Here is a 20,894-nt window from a genome sequence, read left to right as displayed (position 1 = left end):
ATGGGGCAGGGGAGCCGCATCGTCAGCGCGCGCCGCCTGTTTTTGGCGGGCGCGATCGGGCTGGCGCTGTGGCTGGGCGCGACCTTCCTGTGGCACGTCACCTATCGGCAGGGGGTCAGCCTGGCGGTGATCCTGCTGCTGGATCAGGATTTCCCCGCGTTGCTCGGATCTCTGCTGCTGTTGGCGCTGGCCGCGCCCTGGGCGGAGGGGAAGGGAATCGCGCTTCCCCGGCCCACCGCCCGGATCGTCGTGCCGCTGATCGTCCTGCTCGGCATGGCGGCGTGGGCCGGCCATTATGCGCTGTTTCAGGATTACGCGATCAGCCGGGACGAAGAAGTCGCCCGCTTCGCCGCCGCCTACATGCGCGAAGGACTGTTCGCGCGCCCCATCCCGGTCGAGTGGGAACCCTATCGCCGGGCGATCATGCCCGAATTTTTCTCCCCTTTCGGCGCGGCGGATTATTGGACGGCGGCCTATCTGCCGGTGAACAGTGCGATCCAGGCGCTGTTCTGGCAATTGGGCGATCCCAACCTGGCTGGTCCCGCGCTTCTGATGGCGGGCCTGTTCGCGCTATGGCGGGTGGCGCTGCACCTGATGCCCGATCGCCCGGATGCGGTCTGGGTAACGGTGCTGCTCGGCTTCTCGTCCAGCCAACTCTGGGTCACGGCGATGACCCCCTATGCCATGACCGGCCATTTCGCGCTCAACATGGTCTGGCTGGCGTTGGTGCTGCGCGGCGGGGTGGTCGGTCATGTCGCCGCAGGCCTCGTCGCTCTGATCGCCGCCGGGCTGCACCAATGGCATTTCCCGCCCATCTTCATCGCCCCCTTCATCCTGTGGATGCTGCTGGCGCGGCGCTGGACCGTCGCGGCTTTCCATGCGCTGACATTGGCGGCGATCGTCATCATCTGGGCTAAACTCTGGCCCGGCTTCCTGATGCACGCTTTGGGCGCCCCCGCCGACGTCCGCCCCTCCGCCGGGGTCGCGGACAAGGTCGGCAGCCTGTTCCAGCGGCTGGGCGATCGCTGGCAGCCACTGGTGAATCTCACGCGCTATGTCGCCTGGAACAACATATTGATGGTCCCCCTGGCCATGCTCGGCATCGCCGCCATGCGCTGGCGCACGATGATCCGCGGGCAGGAAATCGCGCTGCCGCTGGCGCTGGGCTGCCTCGCCGGCAGCCTGCTCGCGCTGGCGCAAGGCTATGGCTGGGGATTCCGCTACGCCCATGGCTTCATCGGCCCCTTCTGCCTGCTCGCGGGCCTTGGTTGGGCGCGCTTCCGGCCGCAGGGGGCGTTACGGCCGCTGCTGATCGGTCTGGTCATCACCGGCCTCGCCAGCAGTTTTCTGGTGTGGCGCACCCATGTCTTCGTCGAACCCTACGCGGCCAGCCACCGGCTGATCGATTCGAGCGAGGCCGATGTCGTTCTGGTCGATCCGCGCGGCGGCCTTTACGTCACGGATCTGGTGCGGGGGCGCAACGGCGTGCCGGGCAAGCCGATGGTGATGAACCTGGGGATGCTTACGCTGGAGCAGGTCGATGCGCTGTGCGAGGCCTATGTCGTCCAACTGTTCGACCGCGCCGAATTTCGGCCCTTGGGCGTGCCGCTGGCGCGCTGGAACCTCGGCCGGATGGACGCGCTGCGCGCCCATATGAAGGAAGAAGGCTGCGACCGTCCGGTCCAGCCGCCGCTCCCCGATACATTCGAAGACGCCCTGAACGCGGCCGACAACGCGATGTAAGGCCTAAAGCGCCGCGCTATTGTCCGCTGGCGCCGGGTCTTCGTCGCGATAGAGCAGCATCACCGATCCGTCCTCGCCATGAACGGCGCGGATCGGCAGGCTCAGTTGCAGTGCCGAGAGAAACTCCCGGCTGTCGCTAGTGCGGAACCGGCCGCCGATGCGCAGCGACGACACGCGGGTATCGCCGATCAGGATCGGCGCGGCGCGATAGCGGTTGAACTCGCCCGCCGCCTGCTCGATCGTTTCGCCGTCCAGTTCGACCATCTGTTCGCGCCAGGCGGTGCGCTGATCGATCAGCTTGGGGCCTAGCCGGGTCAGCGCGACGGTGCGCGGCTGGATCACCGCGCCGCTGCCGGCCGCGACCTTCTGCGCCGCGCCGCCGCCCGAATGGACGGTCACTATGCCCTGCGTCACCGTCAGTTCGACAAGGGACGGGCGCATCCGCACGTTGAAGGCGGTGCCGACCGCACGGATCAGCGCGGACCGGGCTTCGACATCGAACGGGCGCTTTCGGTCATGGGCAATGTCGAAGGACGCTTCGCCCTTGATGATGCGCACTTTGCGGCCATTCGATGTGAAGCGGACCTCGGCTTCGCTGTCGCTGTTCAGATGAAGAGTGGACCCGTCGTCCAGCGCGATGTCGCGATATTCGCCTATGCCCGTCTGATAGCGGTCGATGCCGCTGAAAGTACGGACTGTGACTATCGCGGCGACCAGGAAAAAGAGGACTGCGACGGCGGCGGCGATCATGATGTTGCGCGACAGGCGACGCTGCTGCTCTTCGCTGACAATTTCGGCGAGCGGCGGCAGGCTGATGTCGGCGGCGGCGCTCTTCAACCGCTCGGCGGCCTCCCACGCGGCTTCGGCGCGGGCAAAGGCTACGGCATGGCGCGGATCGCTCTCGATCCAGGCGCAAATCTCCGCTTCGTCCTCCGATGTGGGGGCGTTGTTAAGCTTGGCCAGCAGGCGCGCGGCTTGCGCCTCCATCGCGTCCCTGCCGCCGTTGCTCGAACCTGGTTCCGACGCCTGCACGCTCGAAGTCCGTTTCCTCACGTTCCGCCCAGGCCCGCATAACTATCGCGATGGCTTTGGCCAGATGTTTTTCAACAGTAGAAACGGACAGAGACATCTCGTCCGCTATTTCCAGCATCGATTTTTCGTGAATGCGGCGAAGAATGAATACGCGGCGGCATTGGGCAGGCAACGACTCGACAATAGCCTCGACTTGGCGCAGCGCTTCGCGGGCGTGAAGTTGCGCCTCGATATTATTCTCGCCGCCCAGCAATTCCAGGTCGGCGATGGTTTCGAAGCTGACCACCTTGTTGCGGCGGGCGGTGTCGATGACGAGGTTGCGGGCGATGGTGAACAGATAGGCGCGGCCCGTCGTCACATTCTCCCAATTTTCCGTAGCATAGGCGCGGGTCATCACCTCTGCGACCATATCCTCCAGCTCATGGGTGGATGGCAATATCCGGCGCAGGCGTCCACGCAAAGCGGCTTCCTGCGGGAGGATGACGGTCTTGAACCATTCCAGTTTAGCGCGAACCCGTTGCACGACGACCCCCTGTTTTTTTTCAGCCGGGCCTCTCCGCTTTTCTTTTCTATGTCATATTTCAATCATGGATGCAGGGAGCTGTCCAGACGCAGGAACGTCATAATCAAGACGATCGACCAAAAAAGTTCCCGCCATGGCAATTTAATTGTGGATATGTTGCCGTGAGCGCACACGTATATCGCGCAATCTTTTGCTTGCGATGCGGTGACCGCTCAGTCGGGCGGCGGGGGCAATTCCATCGGCGCGCTGTCAGGTTGGTCATAATCGGGGCCGACCGGCGTGATTTCGTCAGGCTCGGTCATCGGCGTTTCATCGGGCGCATGGGGCGGGGGCATCTCGTCGGGCGACTGCGGCTGGATTGTGTCGGGCGGCGGAACCCCATCGGGTCCGGTATCGGGGCGGGTGGCCATCATTGTCTCTCCTGTGTAACGCATGAGCCCTACGTTCGGGCAGCATAAGCGGTTCCGCAGAGGCGCTCCACTATCCCTTGCCTCTTCTCACGCTTTTCTCTATGCCGCGCCGACCGGCGACCGATGCGGGCGTGGCGAAACTGGTAGACGCGCCAGATTTAGGTTCTGGTATCGCAAGATGTGGGGGTTCGAGTCCCTTCGCCCGCACCAGGATGCCGACCGTGGCAGCGCCACCGAAATTCAGCTGAAGAAAGCGTTTGAGAGAAGAGATGCAGACTGTCGAGACGTTGAACGAGGGCCTTAAGCGCGCCTACACCGTAACCATCACGTCGAAGGATATCGACGCCCGTGTCGACAAGGAAGTGAAGGCGATCGCACCGCAGGTGCGGATGCCCGGCTTCCGCGCCGGCAAGGTGCCCGCGAACCTCGTCAAGAAGATGCATGGTGAATCGCTGCAGCGTGACGCCCTCAACAATTCGATCCAGGAAAGCATCCAGAAGCTGATCGCCGATCAGAAGCTGCGTCCTGCCATGCAGCCGTCGGTCGAACTCGACGAAGGATTCGAATTCGGCAAGGATGCCGAAATCAAGGTCGCGCTGGAAGTGCTGCCCGACATCGCAGCGCCCAGCATCGAGGGCTTGAAGCTGGAGCGTCTGACCGTCGAAGTCGCCGACGCGCAGGTCGATGAGGCTGCCGGCCGCATAGCCACCCAGCAGGGCGCGCTCGAAGAACATGCCGCCAGCCACAAGGCGAAGGACGGCGATACGCTCAAGATCGATTTCGTCGGCAAGGTCGATGGCGAACCTTTCGAAGGCGGTTCCGCCGAGGGCGTCAATCTCAAGATCGGCGCGGGCCAGTTCATTCCCGGCTTCGAAGAGCAGTTGACCGGCGTCAAGAAGGGCGAGGAAAAGACCATCGAGGTCACCTTCCCGGAAGATTATGGCGCAGAGCATCTGGCTGGCAAGGCCGCGACCTTCGACATCACGGTCCAGTCGATCCTGAACGGCGACAAGCCCAAGCTGGACGACGAGTTCGCCAAGTCGCTGGGCCTGGAAGGCCTCGACAAGCTCAAGGAACTGCTCAAGGGGCAGATCGAGCAGGAACATAACGGCCTGACCCGCACCCATATGAAGCGCAAGCTGCTCGACCAGCTCGCTGCTGCTCATGATTTCGACGTGCCGCCCAGCATGGTGGAAGCCGAGTTCGAGCAGATCTGGCAGCAGCTTCAGCATGAAGCGACCCATGAGGAAGATCCGGCCGCCGCGATCGCCGAAATGGAAGCCGAGAAGGAAGATTATCGCGCGATCGCCGTGCGTCGCGTCCGCCTGGGCCTGCTCCTCTCGGAAATCGGCCAGGCCAATGGCGTGATCGTCAACGACCAGGAAATGAACCGCCTGATCATGCAGGCCGCGCAGCAATACGGCCCGCAGGACCGCGAGCGCTTCGTGCAATATGTGCGTCAGGACCCGATGGCCGCGGCCCAGCTGCGCGCGCCTCTCTATGAGGACAAGGTCGTCGACTTCCTGTTCGAAAAGGCGGAAGTCACCGATCGCGCCGTGACCAAGGAAGAGCTGGAAGCGGCTATCGAAGCCGAAGACGGCGACATCAAGCCCCATGTTCATGGTCCGAACTGTGGTCACGACCATGACGAGAAGCCCAAGGCCAAGAAGGCTGCGAAGAAGGGTGAGGCTGAAGCCGACGCTCCGGCCGCCGACGAAGCGCCGGCAGCCGAGGAAGCGCCCAAAAAAGCCGCACCCAAGAAGGCCGCCGCCAAGAAGGACGAAGCCGTAGCCGAAGACGCAACCGCTGAAGAGAAGCCCAAGAAGAAGGCTGCTCCCAAGAAGGCCGCCGCCAAGGCCGAGTAAGCCGTTCGACCCCATGGAATGAGCGCCCGCCTTCCTTGTGAAGCGCGGGCGCTTTTCATTTCGGGGCCGGCATGGCAGACGAAATATTAAGGATGATGTTCGATGCAGGCGGCATAGGGCAGCCAGCGTGGAACGGGGCAAGTCGCGACGATGAAGGAATATCCGCCAGTGAATCTCGCCGTGAATAGCGAAACGGCCATGGTGACTCCGCGCGTCGCGGTCATCCTGCCCTGCTACAACGAAGCCGGCGCGATCGTACAGACGGTGGAGGATTTTCGCCAAGCCTTGCCCGCCGCCGACATCTACGTGTTCGACAATAACAGCAGCGACGGCAGTCGCGACCTTGCCGCCCGGGCAGGGGCGATCGTGCGCTGCGTCGGCCAGCAGGGCAAGGGTCATGTCGTGCGCCGCATGTTCGCCGACGTCGATGCCGACATCTACATCATGGCCGATGGCGATGCGACCTATGAGGCCGCCGCCGCCCCCGCGATGATCGCCGCCATGTTGGAGGATAATCTCGACATGGTGGTCGGTTGCCGCCGGGAAGAGGCGGACGCCGCCTATCGTCGTGGCCATCGCTTCGGCAACTGGGCGCTCACCAGCCTCTTGAAGCAGCTTTTCGGCCGCAGCTTCACCGATATCCTGTCTGGCTACCGCGTCTTCTCCCGCCGCTTCGTCAAGAGCTTCCCGGTTCTGTCGGCCGGTTTCGAGATCGAGACGGAGATTAGCGTCCACGCGCTTGAACTCGCCATGCCGGTCGCCGAAGTGATGACCGCCTACGGCGCCCGTCCCGAAGGATCGGTCAGCAAGCTCAGCACCTATCGCGACGGGTTCCGTATCCTGCGGACCATCATCACCCTCTACCGCATCGAGCGGCCGGTCCTCTTCTTCGGCATTATCGCGACCTTCTTGGCGGCGCTGGGTCTTGGCCTCGCCGCGCCGCTGATCGTCACCTATCTCCACACCGGCCTGGTCCCGCGTTTCCCGACCGCGATCCTGGTGACCGGCCTCATGATCCTGGCCACTTTGTCGACCATGTGCGGCCTCATCCTAGACACCGTGGTCCGCGGCCGGCGGGAGGTGCGACGTCTCGCCTATCTCGCCTTCCGCGCGCCGTCCGACTTCGCCCGTCGCGACTGACCCCGCAACGCCAAGCGCCTTCCCCCTTGAACCATTCGCCTTTTGTGCCGATGTAGGGGTGGGCAAAAGCACCTGACTGAAAGAGTATAATGACCAACATCATGCATGATCCCATGGCCGCGCTGGTCCCCATCGTCATCGAACAGTCGAACCGCGGCGAGCGCAGCTTCGACATTTATTCGCGGCTTCTGCGGGAACGGATCATCTTCGTCACCGGCCAGGTCGAGGATCATATGGCCTCGCTGATCGTCGCTCAGCTGCTGTTCCTCGAATCGGAAAATCCGAAAAAGGACATATGGATGTACATCAACTCGCCCGGCGGCGTGGTGACGGCCGGCATGGCGATCCACGACACGATGAAATATATCCGTCCCCAGGTCGGCACCGTGTGCATCGGCCAGGCCGCTTCGATGGGCAGCTTCCTGCTCGCCGCGGGCGAACCGGGCAAGCGCATCGCGCTGGGCAATGCGCGCATCATGGTGCATCAGCCGTCCGGCGGCGCGCAGGGCATGGCGTCGGATATCGAGATCCAGGCCAAGGAAATCCTGCGGATTCGCCGTCGCCTGAACGACCTCTATGTCAAATATACCGGCCAGACGCTGGAAGCGGTGGAAAAGGCCATGGATCGCGACACTTTCCTCGAAGCGGACGAGGCGAAGGCCTTCGGTCTGGTCGACGAGGTGTTCGACCGCCGCCCTGCCGCGCCGGAATCTGCCGACGCTTAAAGACTATCTTTACCGGGTCGCGCCACTTTCTTCCCTTGTGGAACGCGCGCGGCCCGGTCTAATATGGCCTTTGGACCAGAAAATCCCTCACCGAACGCGGTTCTGGTGACTGTAGACCGGGGGGGAAGAGAGAATGGCGAATGACTAAGCTTACCGGTTCGGATTCGAAAAGCACGCTTTACTGCTCCTTCTGCGGCAAGTCGCAGCATGAGGTGCGTAAGCTGATCGCGGGACCGACCGTGTTCATCTGCGACGAATGCGTGGAATTGTGCAACGACATCATCCGTGAGGAGACCAAGGGCGGTCTTGTCGGGCGGAAGGATGGCGGCGTGCCGACCCCGCAGGAAATCTGCGATGTGCTCGACGATTATGTGATCGGCCAGAAGCGCGCCAAGCGCGTGCTCTCGGTTGCGGTCCACAATCATTACAAGCGCCTGAACCACGGCTCCAAGCCGGGCGAGGTCGAACTGGCTAAGTCGAACATCCTGCTCGTCGGCCCGACCGGCTGCGGCAAGACGCTGCTCGCGCAGACGCTGGCCAAGACGTTCGACGTGCCCTTCACCATGGCCGACGCGACCACGCTGACCGAAGCGGGCTATGTCGGCGAGGATGTGGAGAACATCATCCTGAAGCTGCTCCAGGCGTCGGATTACAACGTCGAAAAGGCGCAGCGCGGCATTGTCTATATCGACGAAATCGACAAGATCAGCCGCAAGGCGGAAAATCCCTCCATCACCCGCGACGTGTCGGGCGAAGGCGTGCAGCAGGCGCTGCTCAAGCTGATGGAAGGCACCACCGCCTCCGTCCCGCCGCAGGGTGGCCGCAAGCATCCGCAGCAGGAGTTCCTGCAGGTCGACACGACCAACATCCTGTTCATCTGTGGCGGCGCCTTTGCGGGCCTGGAAAAGATCATCGGCGACCGTCTGGAAGCCAAGTCGATCGGCTTCGGCGCCTATGTCGCCGCGCCCGAAGAGCGCAAGACTGGCGAACTGCTCAAGTCGAGCGAACCGGAAGATCTGCTCAAATTCGGCCTGATCCCCGAATTTGTCGGTCGTCTGCCCGTCATCGCGACGCTGGAGGATCTCGACGTTTCGGCGCTGGTGAAAATCCTGGGCGAACCGAAGAACGCGCTGGTTAAGCAATATGGCAAGCTGTTCGACATGGAGAATGTCGAACTGAGCTTCACCGATGACGCATTGGTGGCGATCGCGAAGAAGGCGATCGAGCGCAAGACCGGCGCGCGCGGCCTGCGTTCGATCCTCGAAGCGATCCTGCTCGACACCATGTTCGACCTGCCCTCGATGGAGGGCGTCGGTGAAGTGGTGGTCGACAAGGATGTCGTGGCGGGCACCAAGGAGCCGATTCGCGTGTTCAGCGAGAAGGAAAAGCGGGCCGAAGACGCGGCCTGATCCACACCCTTTTTTACCCGCTTTTTAAGGGGCCGGCGCGCGATCGCCGGCCCTTTTTCGTTACGCCAGCGTGCGCTGCACAAAAATTCTTGCTGCGTTGCAAAATTGCACCACCGTCAAACTATTGTGTGTCATCGGAATTTTGTCACTAAACTTCAATAGTTTATGACCAAATGGCGGAGGTCCCAAAGCGCAGGCGAAAGGGGCAGGGGAGGATTGTGACAGTCCTGTTGGTGCATTGTAACAAAATTGCAATCGACGCATCACAGGGCCGTCGTCAGTAGCCGCCATGAGCGGCGCCGGCTTGAAAGAGCAGACTATTTGCAGGGGTGCGGCGACGCGCCACTCTTGAAAAGGGACAAGGGTCACATGAAGACATTTCTGATGGGCAGCGCCGCGTTGATCGCCGTCGCCGCCCCCTCCGCCGCCTTCGCGCAGTCGACCGGTTCGTCGGACTTCGAAGACAGCATCATCGTCACCGGCGCGCGCATCGACCAGGGCGTCGGCGGCGTCAAGATTCCCGACTCGCCCAAGGCGAAGGTCGTTCTGGGTCAGGAAATCATCCAGGCGCAGCGCCCCGGCCAGACGATCAACGAAATCATCAACCTGGTGCCGGGCGTCAGCTTCACCAATAACGATCCCTGGGGTTCGTCGGGCGGCAGCTTCACCATCCGCGGCTTCAGCTCGGACCGTATTTCGCAGACCTTCGACGGTATTCCGCTCAACGATTCGGGCAACTATGCGATCTACACCAACCAGCAGGTCGATGCCGAACTGATCCAGAACGTCAACGTCAACCTGGGTTCGACCGACGTGGACAGCCCGACGGCGGCGGCCGTTGGCGGCACCGTCAACATCCAGACAATGGAACCGAGCGACGAATATGGCGTCCTGGCCAGCGTCAGCTACGGCAATATCCTCGCCGATGGTTCGGGCGATCGCCCCTATTTCCGCATGTTCGGCGTCGTCAATACCGGCGACCTGACCGGCCATGGCACCAAGGCCTGGTTCTCGGCGTCGCGCCTGAAGAACGACGCGGCCTTCGCCAACTATGGGAAGGTCTACAAGCAGCAATATAACGCCAAACTCTGGCAGGACATCGGCGACAATGGCGATTTCATCTCGATCGCCGGTCACTACAATCAGAACCGCAACAATTTCGGCGGTTCGCCGCTGCGCGCCAGCGCCTTCACTGGCAACAAATCCGGCCGTTTCTACGACATCGCCGGCGGTTATCCCTGCAACGTCAGCCAGACCAGCACGCCCAACAGCTGCGGCACTGATTTCGAGCGTCGTTTCAACCCGTCGAACACCGGCAACGTCCGCCTGAACTCGAAGTTCACCCTGACCGATCGCCTGACCTTCTCGGTCGATGGCGCTTATCAGTGGGTGAAGGCGAATGGCGGCGGCACCACGGGCGCCAACGAAACGCTCTTCACGGACGCGACCGGTTTCTCCGGCACCGGCAACTATAATGGCAGCTTCTATTTCGGTCGGGATCTGAACGGCGACGGCGTGCTTGGCCGCGTGACCGTGCTGCAGCCCAGCCAGACCAACACCCGCCGCTGGGTCGGCATCGCCAACCTCGCTTATGAGATCAGCGATGCGCATCGCGTCCGCCTGTCTTATTCCTACGACCGTGCGCGTCACCGCCAGACCGGCGCTGCCGGCTTCCTGGATCAGGGCGGCACGCCGTTCGACGTGTTCCCGATCAACGATCCGATCGCTGACGCGGCTGGCAACGTCCTGCAAAAGCGTGATCGCAAGTCGATCGCCGAACTGAACCAGGTCGCAGCTGAATATCGCGGCCAGTTCTTCCAGGACCAGCTGACTGTCCTGATCGGTGGCCGTCTGCCCTTCTTCAAGCGTGAGCTGAACCAGAACTGCTTCACCACCAGTTCAGGCGGCTTCGTCAACTGCGTCCCCACCGACCAGATTGCCGACTATATCGCGACCCACCCCTACAGCTACGACGAGACCACTGGCCGGGCGACGGGTTCCGCCCTGCCGCAGGCGCGCAAGCTGAAATATGACAAATTCCTGCCCAACGTCGGCGCGACCTTCAAGATCACGCCGGAAATCAGCATCGCGGGCAGCTATGCCAAGAACATCTCGGTGCCCAGCACCGACGCGCTCTACAATGCGTTCGTCTTCCCGGCGGACAGCGACTCGGCCTACCGCGTCGCCGAAACGTCGGACAGCTTCGACGCCAGCATCCGCTACAATTCATCGAAGGTGCAGGCGGCGATCACCGGCTGGTATTCGAAGTATAAGAACCGCCTCGTGACTGCCTATGACATTGACGGCAACGGCACCGACACGAACCTTGGGCCGGTGAAGAAATATGGCGTCGACGCCAGCATTTCCTACAGCCCGGTCAAGGAAATCACCGCCTACTTGTTCGGATCCTACATCAAGTCGGAAATCCAGAATGATGCCATCACCACGACCAGCGCGTGTGACGCGGCCACCGATGAATTCGTCAAGGCTGGCCTGTGCTATGTGTCGGATGGAGTCACCTATCTGCGTACGGCCGGTAAGCGCGAGCGCGGTGCACCGAAATATCTTTTCGGTGGCCGTTTGCAGGGTAATCTGGGCGACTTCACCTTGGGCGTGCAGGCAAAGAAGACCAGCTCGCGTTATCTGAACGACGTTAACGGTGAAGTCGTTTTCAATGCTGATGGCACGCTTCAGAGCGCTGCCGGAGCGAAGTTCGGCGCCTACACCATCGTCGATCTGGACCTGCGCTACTCGCTCGCCAGCCTCGGCATGGAAAAGGGCGCGATCCAGCTGAACGTCAGCAACCTGTTCGACAAATTCTATGTCGGCTCATTCAGCGGCGGTCTGGACACGCTCGCCAGTTCTTCGTCGGCCTTCGTGAACTTCGGTTCGCCGCGTGCGATCAGCGCCTCGCTGATCGTCGGCTTCTAAAAGCCGCAGCGACACCGCAAACAGAAAAGGGCGGGGAGCAATCCCCGCCCTTTTTCTATGCTTATAAACGGCCTTCGCGTTTTCCGATAGGACCAACCCGGCGTAACTTTATGTAGAAGCCGGCGCGAAATATGCGAAATTACGGGATGCTTTACCGCAGGCAGCTATCCAGCCCGTCCCGCTGCACCACGCCGATCCGCGCCGTGATCGTGTTGCCATAGCGCCGCGTGAAGCCGCCTGGCGCCACCGCCGCGCGCTTCTTGGGCAGCGGCAGCACCGCGGCGATGCGCCCGGCTTCCGCCTTGCTCAGCTTGCCCGCGCCATGGTGGAAATAACGGATCGCTCCAGCTTGCACGCCATAGGTGCCGATCCCCGTCTCCGCGACGTTCAGATAGACCTCCATGATCCGGCGCTTGCCCCACATCGCCTCGATCAGCACCGTGAACCAAGCTTCCAGCCCTTTGCGCACGAAGCCGCCGCCCTGCCACAGGAAGACATTCTTGGCGGTCTGCTGGCTGATGGTCGATCCGCCGCGGATGCGGCCGCCGCTGGCGTTATGGATCGCCGCCTTGGCGATCGCGTCCACATCGAAGCCGTGATGGCTGCAAAACTTCCCATCTTCCCCCGCAATCGCCGCCCGCGCCATGTCCGGGTCGATCGCGTCCAGCGATGTCCAGTCCTTGGTGATCCCATTGGGGTCGAACAGCATCGTCAGCGTCACCGGCGGCGGCACGAAGCGATAGATCGCCACCATCAGCAGCGACACGGCGATGAAGCCGAACAATATCTTGATCGGGATCATGATCCAGCGGGAAAGGCGGCGGCGCGATGCGATGGGTGTGGTCATGCCGCCTGTCGTAGCGCGGTCCACTTCCCCGGTTCAAGCGGTCGCGAACGTCTCCCGCCTTTGGTCGCGATTGATGAGCAGAACCAACCCCGCACCGATCAGGCACAATATGCCCGCGCCGATGAACGCCGGCATGTAACTGAGCCACAGGGTTCGGGCAAGTCCGCCGCCCAGCGCCGCGCTGGCCGCGCCCAACTGATGCCCGGCGAATATCCAGCCAAAGACGATATTCGCCCGCTCCGCCCCGAAACGCTGCGCCGTAAGCTTCACCGTCGGCGGCACCGTCGCGACCCAGTCGAGGCCGTAGAAGATTGCGAAGACTGACAGGCTGTAGAGCGAAAAGTCGCTGAAGGGCAGGTAGAGCAGCGATAGCCCGCGCAACCCATAATAGCAGGAGAGCAGCCATCGATTGTCGAACCGGTCGGACAGCCAGCCCGACGCCAGCGTCCCGCCGAAATCGAACAATCCCATCATCGCCAGCATCGACGCCGCGCCGACCGCCGCCAGCCCGTAATCGCCGCACAATGCGATGAAATGGGTTTGCACCAGCCCGTTGGTGCTCGCCCCGCAAATATAGAAGGAGAAGAAGAGGATCCAGAAGGTCGGCGCCTTCTCCGCGTCGCGCAGCACGGTCAGCGGGATCATCAGCAGCGCGCCGAAGCTGGCGGGCTGGGGAGGCGCAGGCTGGACATGCGTTTCGCCATAGGGCGCCAGCTCCAGATCAGCGGGCCGGTCGCGCATCAGCAGCAGCACGACGACCGCCGCCACGACGATCGCGCCGCACACCAGCAACAGCGCCGCGCGCCAGCCATGACTTTCGGTCAGGCTCGCAAGCAGCGGCAGAAAGGCGAGCTGCCCGGTCGCCGTGCTGGCCGACAACAGCCCCATGACAAGGCCGCGCCGCTGCCCGAACCAGCGCGTTGCAACCGTGGCGCCCAGCACCATCGCCGTCAGGCCGGTCCCTATGCCGATCACCACGCCCCACAGCAGCACCAGTTGCCACAACTGCGTCATGCCCAGCGACAACAACATCCCGCCAATGACGATCGACAGCGAAATCAACATCATGCGCCGCACGCCGAAGCGGTTCATGAAGGCGGCGGCGAACGGCCCCATGCCGCCGAACAGCAGGAACCGTATCGCGAGCGCGCCGCTGATATCCGCCGCGCTCCAGCCGAACTCCTTTTGCAACGGCACGATCAGGACGCCGGGCGCCCCGACCGCGCCGGCCACGACCAGCATGGTGAGAAAAGTCGTGCCGGCGACTGCCCAGCCATAATGAATGTTGCGCGCAGTCAAGCGGTGCGCAAACAGGGTCGACAGCATCAGCTTTCCCTTCGGGGCCCGTTCGGACTGGCGTTAAATGATAGACATCATATATAAGGTCAAGAGGCCAGTCGAAGGATGCAGGATATGAAGGTCAGCCGCGATCAGGCTGCGCGGAATCGGGAAAAGGTGGTCGATGCCGCATCGCGCCTGTTTCGTGCCCGCGGCTTAGAGGGGGTTGGCATTGGGGAGGTGATGCGCGAATGCGGCCTCACCCATGGCGGCTTCTACAATCAGTTCAACTCGAAAGAGGCGCTGGCGGCCGAAGCCTGCGCCGCGTCGCTGGCTACCAGCGCCCAGCGTTGGCGGGGGCTGGCGGAGGCGGCCGGGCAGGGCGATGCGCCCGCAGCGATCGCCGACAATTATCTCAGCCCCCGCAATCGCGACGCGCCGGAAACCGGCTGCGCCCTCGTCGCCCTTGCGCCGGACGCCGCGCGGCGCGGCGGCGATCTCGCTCATGCCTTTTGTCACGGATTTGAAGAACTGGCCGCCATCCTCGAACAGGCCGGGCCGGAGATGAACCGGCAGGACGCCCTGGCGCGTATGGCGCAGATGGTCGGAGCCATGGCGCTGGCGCGCGGCGTGGGCGATCCGGTGCTGTCGGACGAGATATTGGCCGCGACCCGCCACGCATTGGGTCTGTCCGCATGAGCCCCTGGCGACCGATGCGATGGCCCGATATTCCGGCGGTTGCGGCAATCTCCGACGCGGTGCACGGCGCCTATACCGAACATGCCGACATCTACGCTGAACGTCTGCAACTCTACCCGGCCGGATGCTGGATGCTGGAGCGTGCCGGGGATGCGGTGGGTTATCTCATCAGCCATCCTTGGCAGGACGATCACTCGCCAGCGCTCAATGCCCCCATCCTCGCCATTCCTGCGACGGCTGATCGCTATTATCTTCACGACCTGGCGCTCCTGCCACAGGCGCGCGGTGCCGGCGCGGCGGCGCAGGCGGTACAGTTGGTCGTCGATCAGGCGGATAGCGCGGGCTTCGCGCGCATCACACTGACCGCCGTCAACGGCGCTGACGCCTTCTGGCGGAAACAGGGCTTCCTGCCTGTGAACGACGGAGCGGGCTATGGCGAGGACAGCCTCGCCATGGAACGGACGATATCCCAATGATCCGCCGCCCCGCTGCCAGCAGGAGGCACAAAAAAGCCCCGGATCGCTCCGGGGCTTCTTGGTTTCACTCTGATCGCACGATCAGGCCAGGGCGAACCGCGCCATCTTTCCCAGCTTGTCGCCGGCGATGCGCATCATCGCCTTTTGCAGCTTTTCGAAGGCGCGAACCTCGATCTGGCGAACGCGCTCGCGCGACACGCCATAGACCTGCGACAGTTCTTCCAGCGTCTTGGGCTCTTCGGCCAGACGGCGTTCGGCCAGGATATGCTTCTCGCGGTCGTTGAGGTCGGTCATCGCCTCCACCAGCATCTCATGCCGCTGGGTACGCTCCTGCTCTTCCGCGACGCGCTCGTCCTGCAACGGATCATTGTCCTGCAACCAGTCCTGCCACTGACCTTCGCCATCTTCGCGCATCGGGACGTTCAGCGACGTGTCGCCGCCCATCGCCATCCGACGGTTCATGGACACGACGTCCTGCTCGCTGACGCCCAGGTCGGTCGCGATCTTGGTCACGTCTTCGGGGCGCAGGTCGCCATCCTCGAACGCTTCGATATTGTTCTTCATCCGACGCAGGTTGAAGAACAGCTTCTTCTGCGACGCGGTGGTGCCCATCTTGACCAGCGACCAGCTACGCAGGATGAATTCCTGGATCGATGCCCGGATCCACCACATGGCGTAGGTCGCCAGGCGGAAACCGCGTTCGGCCTCGAACTTCTTAACGCCCTGCATCAGGCCGATATTGCCTTCGGAAATCAGCTCGCTGACCGGCAGGCCATAGCCGCGATAGCCCATCGCGATCTTCGCCACCAGACGCAGATGCGAGGTCACCAACTGGGCTGCGGCCTCAGGGTCCTGATGTTCCTCGTAACGCTTGGCGAGCATATATTCCTGCTCAGGCGTCAACAGCGGAAACTTGCGGATTTCCGACAGATAGCGATTGAGGCTGGCTTCACCGCCCAGCGCCGGAACCGCGGGGACATTGCTCTTGGCCATGTCGTCACCTTTCCCTTTCATTGCGCGGCGGGACCCAGAAGAGGCGTCACAGGCGCCGTCGCAAATTTGTTAATCTCTATACGTGGAGCTGGCTTAACAGTTCCTGCATGTCGGTGGGCAGTGCACTTTGGAACATAAGCCGTTCGCTCGTTACCGGATGTATGAACCCCAGGCTTTTGGCGTGCAATGCCTGCCTTTTGAAACCCAGCGTTTCCAGTATTGATTTGAAACCTTTTCTTTCTCTACCGTAAACCGGGTCACCGATCAAGGGGTGTCCGATATGGTGCATATGGACGCGAACCTGATGCGTGCGGCCGGTTTCCAGCTTGCATTCCACCAGCGCCGCGTCGCGCAATCTCTGTGTCGTGCGATAATGGGTAACGGCGTGCTTGCCGCGTCCTTCCCGATGAACCGCCATCTTCTTTCGATCAGCGTCGGATCGGCCGATCCAGATATCGACCGTCCCGGCCGCCGGATTGGGCACGGCATAGACGATAGCGGCATAAAGCCGATCGATGCTGTGATCCTTGAACTGGCGGGCCAGCCCCTCATGCGCTTTGTCCGACTTGGCGACCACCAGCAGGCCGGACGTATCCTTGTCGATGCGATGGACGATGCCGGGCCGGGCGACGCCGCCGATACCGGACAAGCGTCCCTCGCAATGATGCAGCAGCGCGTTGACCAGCGTGCCGTCCAGATTGCCGGCGGCGGGATGGACGACCAACCCCGCGGGCTTGTCGATCACGATCAGGTCGGCGTCCTCATGGACGATGGTGAGCGGAATATCCTGCGCCACCGTGTCCAGCGGCACCGGCGGGGGCAGGGTGATGATGAACATCTGTCCGGCCGCGACCTTCATCGACACGCTGATCTTGCCGACGTTGGCGGACTGCACCTGTCCCTCGCCGATCAGCCCCTTCAACCGCTCACGCGACAGATCGGGCAAAAGGTCCGCCAGCGCACGATCGAGGCGCCAGCCTTGCTGCGCTTCGCCAATGGCTGCTTCAATGATGGAAACCCCCGGACCCATTGGCTAGGGATGTAGGAATGCGGGTCGAAATTTCAAGGATTCTGTTGGAACAGATCATGGCCCTGGCGGCCGGTGATGTTCATGAGGTGTGCGGCCTTTTGCTGGGCTCCGATGACCGGATCGAGGCGATCGCGCCCGCGGTCAATGTGGCGCCCGATCCCGCGCGCCATTTCGAACTGGACCCAGCGACCCTGATCGCCGCGCATCGGGCGGCGCGATCGGGTGGGCCCAAGATCATTGGCCATTATCATTCGCATCCATCGGGCATCGCCGCGCCTTCCGCGACCGATGCGGCCTGCGCGGCACCCGATGGAAATTTATGGCTGATCGTCGGGGCGGGGGACGCGACTATATGGCGGGCAGGGCCGGGGACGGCGGTTAACGTCCATTTCACCAAAATGCATCTCGACAGTCGGTGAGCGAAAGGCGGCCAGCCGGGCTTGCATCGGCGCGCGGCGCGGCGCATTAGCCAAAGACCCGCTTATTTCCTCCACAATCCGGTGACCCAGACCTCGCATGACCAACCCGACCGACAGCATCGAATTTGCCAGCCTGCTTTGTTCGCGCCTGTGCCATGACCTGCTGAGCCCCGTCGGCGCGCTCAACAATGGTCTGGAACTGATGGCGGATGAAACCGATCCGGAAATGCGCCAGCGTTGCCTGGACCTGCTGGGCGACAGCGCCCGCACTTCGGCGAACAAACTGAAATTCTTCCGCCTCGCCTTCGGCTCCGCTGGCGGCTTTGGCGACGCCGTGCCGCCGCATGAGGCGAAGGTGGCGATCGAAGGCATGTTTGCGACCACGGGCCGGGTCAAAGTCGGTTGGCTGGTCGAAGAACAGATGCTCGACAAACTGGCGGCCAAAATCTTGCTTAACCTGGCGCTGATCGCCGGCGACGCTCTGGTGCGTGGCGGGCAGTTGGATATCGGCGCGGAAAAGCGGCCGGGCCTGACCGAGATCGTTGTGCGCGGCGAAGGCCCCAAGGTCGTGCTCGACCCGGACCTGCGGGCCGCGCTGGCCGGCACCCTGCCGATCGAAGGGCTGGCCTCCCGCACCGCCGCCGCCTGGATGATACGCCAGATGGTGGCCGAATCGGGCGGCGAGATCGCCCTGTCGCCGCCGGGCGAGCCCGTACTGCTGTTCGGTGCGTCGATCCCCGATCGTACGCGATAATCGCGTACAACTGTCGCAGTCGCTGTCTCAGCGCCTGCTCTGTCTATCCGTCGCCCCGCGCTTGTCGCATTTCCGCGACCAACAGAGCCACCAGATCGGCGGCGGGCAATGCGCGGGCGAGCGGCGCGCCTTGTCCGGCCCATTGCGCGCCATAACCGCCTTCGCCGGCCGTTTTTGCCGCCTGGTTGAGCGCCTTGCCCGCATCATAGGCGATCGGATAATCGGGCGGCTGTCGGTCGCTTTGCCGCCCCCAGGCGGTGAAGCGATTGGCGAGGCAGCGGGCGGGCCGTCCTGATACGACACGAGTCATGACCGTATGCGCCGCGGCCGGGCTGAACAGCGCCGCGCGATAGGCCGCGTCGGCGCTGCTTTCCGGGCAGGCGATGAAGGCCGTGCCCAATTGCGCAGCCACAGCCCCCAGATCGATCGCCGCCTGCACGCCCCGACCGTCCATGATGCCGCCCGCCGCTATGACGGGCAGGCCGGAGCGTTCGATCAGCAGACGGGTCAGCGCAACGGCGCCCAAGCTATCGTCCGGCCCATCAGGATTGAACATCCCGCGATGGCCACCCGCTTCGAAACCCTGCGCCACCACGGCATCGATGCCTGCCGCCTCGGCCGCCAGCGCTTCATCGAGGTTGGTCACGCTGGCCAGCAGCAGGCAGCCCGCAGACTTCAAAAGGTCGATTTTTCGGCGGTCGGGTAATCCGAAATGGAAGCTGACGACCGCTGGCCGCGTATCGACCAGCATGTCCAGCATCGCCTCGTTCTCCGCAAAGCTGCGATAGATTTCGCGGAGCGTTGGCGGTGGCTGTGCGCCATGTTCGGCAAATAGCGGCGCGAGCGTACTGATCCAGCGCCGCTCCAAATCCGGCCTTGCTCTGGCGGGCGCATGGACGAAGAGATTGACGTTGAACGGGCGATCCGTCTGCATGCGCACCGCGTCGATCATGCTGCGCCCGGCGGGGGCATCGACGGCGCCCACGGCGATCGATCCCAGTGCGCCAGCGTTGCTGACGGCCGCCGCCATTTGCGGCGTGGACACGCCGGCCATCGGCGCCTGGACGATCGGGTGGGCAAGGCCAAGTATGGCGAGCGGGTTCATGCGCCCTATTTGGGCGCATCGCTCATAAAGGAAAAGGCCTGGCCGCTTGTCGCGACCGGGCCTTTTCCCCAAAAACAGCGCTGAAAGGATCAGCCGCTATAGTACATGTCGAATTCGACCGGCGACGGCGCCATTTCCCAGGCATATACCTCAGGCCATTTCAGTTCGATATAGGCATCGATCTGGTCCTTGGTGAACACGCCGCCCTTGAGCAGGAAATCGTGGTCGGCAGCGAGGCTGTCCAGCGCTTCACGCAGCGAACCGCAGACGGTCGGCACCTGGCTCAGTTCGGCGGGCGGCAGGTCGTACAGATTCTTGTCCATCGGACCGCCGGGGTGGATCTTGTTCTCGATCCCGTCGATGCCGGCCATCAGCAGCGCCGAGGTGGCGAGATAGCTGTTGGCGAGCGGATCGGGGAAGCGGAATTCGACGCGCTTCGCCTTGGTGCCGGCGCCATAGGGGATGCGGCACGATGCCGAACGGTTCCGCGCCGAATAGGCGAGCAGCACAGGGGCTTCGAAGCCGGGCACCAGGCGCTTGTAGCTGTTGGTGGTCGGGTTCGTGAAGGCGTTGATCGCCTTGGCGTGCTTGATGACGCCGCCGATGAAGAACAGGCAGGTTTCCGACAGGCCGGCATAGCCGTCACCGGCGAAGGTGTTCTTGCCTTCGTTCCAGATCGAGATGTGGGTGTGCATCCCCGAACCATTGTCGGCCTTGATCGGCTTGGGCATGAAGGTCGCGGTCTTGCCATAGGCCTGGGCGACCATCTTCACGACATATTTGTAGATCTGGATGCGGTCGCAGGTTTCGACCAGCTTGCCGAAAGTCAGGCCCAACTCGTGCTGGCTGCCCGCGACTTCATGGTGATGCTTGTCCATGGGCAGACCCATTTCCAGCAGGGTGGACACCATTTCGGCGCGGATGTCGGTGGTGACATCGACAGGGCCGACCGGGAAGTAACCACCCTTGGCGCGCGGGCGGTGGCCCATATTGCCGCCTTCATAAGTGGTGTTCGAGTTGGTTGGCAGTTCAACGTCGTCCAGCTTGTACGAACTGGAGTTGTAGCTGTTCTCGAACTTCACGTCGTCGAACATGAAGAATTCGGGTTCCGGGCCGATATAGACAGTATCGCCAAGGCCGGTGGTCTTGAGGAAGGCTTCGGCGCGCTTGGCGGTCGAGCGCGGGTCGCGGGCATAAAGCGAGCCATCTTCGGGTTCGACGATGTCGCAAACCAGGATCAGCATCGGCGTGGCGCTGAACGGATCGACATAGACCGCGTCCAGATCCGGCTTCAGGATCATGTCCGATTCATTGATTTCCTTCCAGCCCTCGATCGAGGAGCCGTCGAACATCAGGCCATCGGTCAGTTCATCTTCGCCGATGACGCCTGCGCACATGGTCAGATGGTGCCAGGCGCCCTTCGTATCGGTGAAGCGGACATCGACCCATTCGATCTCCTTTTCTTCGATCATCTTCAGGATGTCTTTTGGCGTATTGGCCATGTGCTTTTGCCCT

19 protein-coding genes and 1 tRNA gene are annotated in these 20,894 nt (G+C 62.7%); 11 read left to right on the top strand and 9 right to left on the bottom strand.

Annotated elements, in window-relative coordinates:
- On the top strand, positions 1–1,743 hold the full coding sequence (locus tag sphantq_RS18185; protein WP_129926102.1) for an MFS transporter: 1,743 nt from the start codon (positions 1–3) through the stop codon (positions 1,741–1,743).
- 3 nt (positions 1,744–1,746) lie between these two features.
- Here the strand turns inward: sphantq_RS18185 and sphantq_RS18180 are convergent, their stop codons facing one another.
- The 3 genes from sphantq_RS18180 to sphantq_RS18170 all read right to left on the bottom strand — a co-directional run bounded on the left by sphantq_RS18180 (position 1,747) and on the right by sphantq_RS18170 (position 3,708).
- Complete coding sequence (locus sphantq_RS18180; protein ID WP_066601918.1) at positions 1,747–2,775, bottom strand: FecR family protein; 1,029 nt, start codon at positions 2,773–2,775, stop codon at positions 1,747–1,749.
- Entirely contained in the window at positions 2,693–3,298 is a 606-nt protein-coding gene (locus sphantq_RS18175) for a sigma-70 family RNA polymerase sigma factor (protein ID WP_066601922.1), read from the bottom strand. The genes sphantq_RS18180 and sphantq_RS18175 overlap by 83 nt, the downstream gene beginning before the upstream one ends.
- A 212-nt stretch (positions 3,299–3,510) precedes the next feature.
- Positions 3,511–3,708, bottom strand: coding sequence for a hypothetical protein (locus tag sphantq_RS18170; protein ID WP_066605257.1), 198 nt, complete (start codon positions 3,706–3,708; stop codon positions 3,511–3,513).
- Between the two features lie 125 nt (positions 3,709–3,833).
- On the opposite strand from sphantq_RS18170, the gene sphantq_RS18165 reads away from it, so the two are divergent.
- The 6 genes from sphantq_RS18165 to sphantq_RS18140 all read left to right on the top strand — a co-directional run bounded on the left by sphantq_RS18165 (position 3,834) and on the right by sphantq_RS18140 (position 11,778).
- Positions 3,834–3,918: transfer RNA gene (locus sphantq_RS18165), tRNA-Leu, on the top strand.
- A 59-nt stretch (positions 3,919–3,977) separates the two neighbouring features.
- On the top strand, positions 3,978–5,573 hold the full coding sequence (gene tig / locus sphantq_RS18160) for a trigger factor (RefSeq protein ID WP_129926100.1): 1,596 nt from the start codon (positions 3,978–3,980) through the stop codon (positions 5,571–5,573).
- A gap of 150 nt (positions 5,574–5,723) precedes the next feature.
- On the top strand, positions 5,724–6,713 hold the full coding sequence (locus tag sphantq_RS18155; protein WP_272799182.1) for a glycosyltransferase family 2 protein: 990 nt from the start codon (positions 5,724–5,726) through the stop codon (positions 6,711–6,713).
- A gap of 89 nt (positions 6,714–6,802) precedes the next feature.
- Positions 6,803–7,438: an ATP-dependent Clp endopeptidase proteolytic subunit ClpP gene (gene clpP, locus sphantq_RS18150; protein WP_129926099.1), complete on the top strand. Its 636-nt coding sequence runs from the start codon at positions 6,803–6,805 to the stop codon at positions 7,436–7,438.
- Between the two features lie 140 nt (positions 7,439–7,578).
- Entirely contained in the window at positions 7,579–8,847 is a 1,269-nt protein-coding gene (clpX, locus tag sphantq_RS18145) for an ATP-dependent Clp protease ATP-binding subunit ClpX (RefSeq protein WP_066601934.1), read from the top strand.
- A gap of 369 nt (positions 8,848–9,216) precedes the next feature.
- A complete protein-coding gene (locus tag sphantq_RS18140; protein WP_066601935.1) occupies positions 9,217–11,778 on the top strand; it encodes a TonB-dependent receptor in 2,562 nt (853 codons plus the stop codon).
- Positions 11,779–11,929: 151 nt separating this feature from the next.
- Here the strand turns inward: sphantq_RS18140 and mtgA are convergent, their stop codons facing one another.
- Complete coding sequence (gene mtgA / locus sphantq_RS18135) at positions 11,930–12,625, bottom strand: monofunctional biosynthetic peptidoglycan transglycosylase (RefSeq protein WP_272799181.1); 696 nt, start codon at positions 12,623–12,625, stop codon at positions 11,930–11,932.
- 33 nt (positions 12,626–12,658) lie between these two features.
- On the bottom strand, positions 12,659–13,951 hold the full coding sequence (locus tag sphantq_RS18130; RefSeq protein WP_272799180.1) for an MFS transporter: 1,293 nt from the start codon (positions 13,949–13,951) through the stop codon (positions 12,659–12,661).
- 87 nt (positions 13,952–14,038) lie between these two features.
- Between sphantq_RS18130 and sphantq_RS18125 the strand changes: the two genes are divergently transcribed.
- Positions 14,039–14,602: a TetR/AcrR family transcriptional regulator gene (locus tag sphantq_RS18125; protein ID WP_066605259.1), complete on the top strand. Its 564-nt coding sequence runs from the start codon at positions 14,039–14,041 to the stop codon at positions 14,600–14,602.
- A complete protein-coding gene (locus sphantq_RS18120) occupies positions 14,599–15,078 on the top strand; it encodes a GNAT family N-acetyltransferase (RefSeq protein WP_129926093.1) in 480 nt (159 codons plus the stop codon). Before sphantq_RS18125 ends, sphantq_RS18120 begins: the two co-directional genes overlap by 4 nt.
- An 81-nt stretch (positions 15,079–15,159) precedes the next feature.
- Here the strand turns inward: sphantq_RS18120 and rpoH are convergent, their stop codons facing one another.
- Together rpoH and sphantq_RS18110 are read right to left on the bottom strand one after the other, a co-directional pair.
- Complete coding sequence (gene rpoH / locus sphantq_RS18115) at positions 15,160–16,071, bottom strand: RNA polymerase sigma factor RpoH (RefSeq protein ID WP_066605261.1); 912 nt, start codon at positions 16,069–16,071, stop codon at positions 15,160–15,162.
- A 76-nt stretch (positions 16,072–16,147) separates the two neighbouring features.
- A complete protein-coding gene (locus sphantq_RS18110; protein WP_272799179.1) occupies positions 16,148–17,101 on the bottom strand; it encodes an RluA family pseudouridine synthase in 954 nt (317 codons plus the stop codon).
- 17 nt (positions 17,102–17,118) lie between these two features.
- Between sphantq_RS18110 and sphantq_RS18105 the strand changes: the two genes are divergently transcribed.
- Positions 17,119–17,520, top strand: coding sequence for a M67 family metallopeptidase (locus tag sphantq_RS18105; protein ID WP_129926091.1), 402 nt, complete (start codon positions 17,119–17,121; stop codon positions 17,518–17,520).
- 97 nt (positions 17,521–17,617) lie between these two features.
- Complete coding sequence (locus sphantq_RS18100) at positions 17,618–18,274, top strand: histidine phosphotransferase family protein (RefSeq protein ID WP_066601950.1); 657 nt, start codon at positions 17,618–17,620, stop codon at positions 18,272–18,274.
- A gap of 43 nt (positions 18,275–18,317) precedes the next feature.
- On the opposite strand, the gene sphantq_RS18095 is transcribed toward sphantq_RS18100, so the two are convergent.
- Complete coding sequence (locus sphantq_RS18095; RefSeq protein WP_272799178.1) at positions 18,318–19,379, bottom strand: NAD(P)H-dependent flavin oxidoreductase; 1,062 nt, start codon at positions 19,377–19,379, stop codon at positions 18,318–18,320.
- Positions 19,380–19,468: 89 nt separating this feature from the next.
- Positions 19,469–20,881 carry a type I glutamate--ammonia ligase gene (gene glnA, locus sphantq_RS18090; protein WP_066601954.1) on the bottom strand — a complete coding sequence of 471 codons (1,413 nt, stop codon included), beginning with the start codon at positions 20,879–20,881 and terminating at the stop codon, positions 19,469–19,471.
- Positions 20,882–20,894 lie beyond the last annotated feature (13 nt).

Origin of the sequence: Sphingobium sp. AntQ-1 (assembly GCF_028538045.1) — a bacterium.
GTDB classification, from domain to species: domain Bacteria; phylum Pseudomonadota; class Alphaproteobacteria; order Sphingomonadales; family Sphingomonadaceae; genus Sphingobium; species Sphingobium cupriresistens.
The sequence above is the reverse complement of the archived record's forward strand: the minus strand, read 5'-3'. Positions and strand labels throughout refer to the sequence as shown.

Coding starts and splice junctions, on each gene's coding strand:
- sphantq_RS18185 (WP_129926102.1), top strand. CDS start 1: ATGGGGCAGGGGAGCCGCATCGTCAGCGCGCGCCGCCTGTTTTTGGCG.
- sphantq_RS18170 (WP_066605257.1), bottom strand. CDS start 3,708: ATGGCCACCCGCCCCGATACCGGACCCGATGGGGTTCCGCCGCCCGAC.
- tig (WP_129926100.1), top strand. CDS start 3,978: ATGCAGACTGTCGAGACGTTGAACGAGGGCCTTAAGCGCGCCTACACC.
- sphantq_RS18155 (WP_272799182.1), top strand. CDS start 5,724: ATGAAGGAATATCCGCCAGTGAATCTCGCCGTGAATAGCGAAACGGCC.
- clpP (WP_129926099.1), top strand. CDS start 6,803: ATGACCAACATCATGCATGATCCCATGGCCGCGCTGGTCCCCATCGTC.
- clpX (WP_066601934.1), top strand. CDS start 7,579: ATGACTAAGCTTACCGGTTCGGATTCGAAAAGCACGCTTTACTGCTCC.
- sphantq_RS18140 (WP_066601935.1), top strand. CDS start 9,217: ATGAAGACATTTCTGATGGGCAGCGCCGCGTTGATCGCCGTCGCCGCC.
- mtgA (WP_272799181.1), bottom strand. CDS start 12,625: ATGACCACACCCATCGCATCGCGCCGCCGCCTTTCCCGCTGGATCATG.
- sphantq_RS18130 (WP_272799180.1), bottom strand. CDS start 13,951: ATGCTGTCGACCCTGTTTGCGCACCGCTTGACTGCGCGCAACATTCAT.
- sphantq_RS18125 (WP_066605259.1), top strand. CDS start 14,039: ATGAAGGTCAGCCGCGATCAGGCTGCGCGGAATCGGGAAAAGGTGGTC.
- sphantq_RS18120 (WP_129926093.1), top strand. CDS start 14,599: ATGAGCCCCTGGCGACCGATGCGATGGCCCGATATTCCGGCGGTTGCG.
- rpoH (WP_066605261.1), bottom strand. CDS start 16,071: ATGGCCAAGAGCAATGTCCCCGCGGTTCCGGCGCTGGGCGGTGAAGCC.
- sphantq_RS18110 (WP_272799179.1), bottom strand. CDS start 17,101: ATGGGTCCGGGGGTTTCCATCATTGAAGCAGCCATTGGCGAAGCGCAG.
- sphantq_RS18105 (WP_129926091.1), top strand. CDS start 17,119: ATGCGGGTCGAAATTTCAAGGATTCTGTTGGAACAGATCATGGCCCTG.
- sphantq_RS18100 (WP_066601950.1), top strand. CDS start 17,618: ATGACCAACCCGACCGACAGCATCGAATTTGCCAGCCTGCTTTGTTCG.
- sphantq_RS18095 (WP_272799178.1), bottom strand. CDS start 19,379: ATGAACCCGCTCGCCATACTTGGCCTTGCCCACCCGATCGTCCAGGCG.
- glnA (WP_066601954.1), bottom strand. CDS start 20,881: ATGGCCAATACGCCAAAAGACATCCTGAAGATGATCGAAGAAAAGGAG.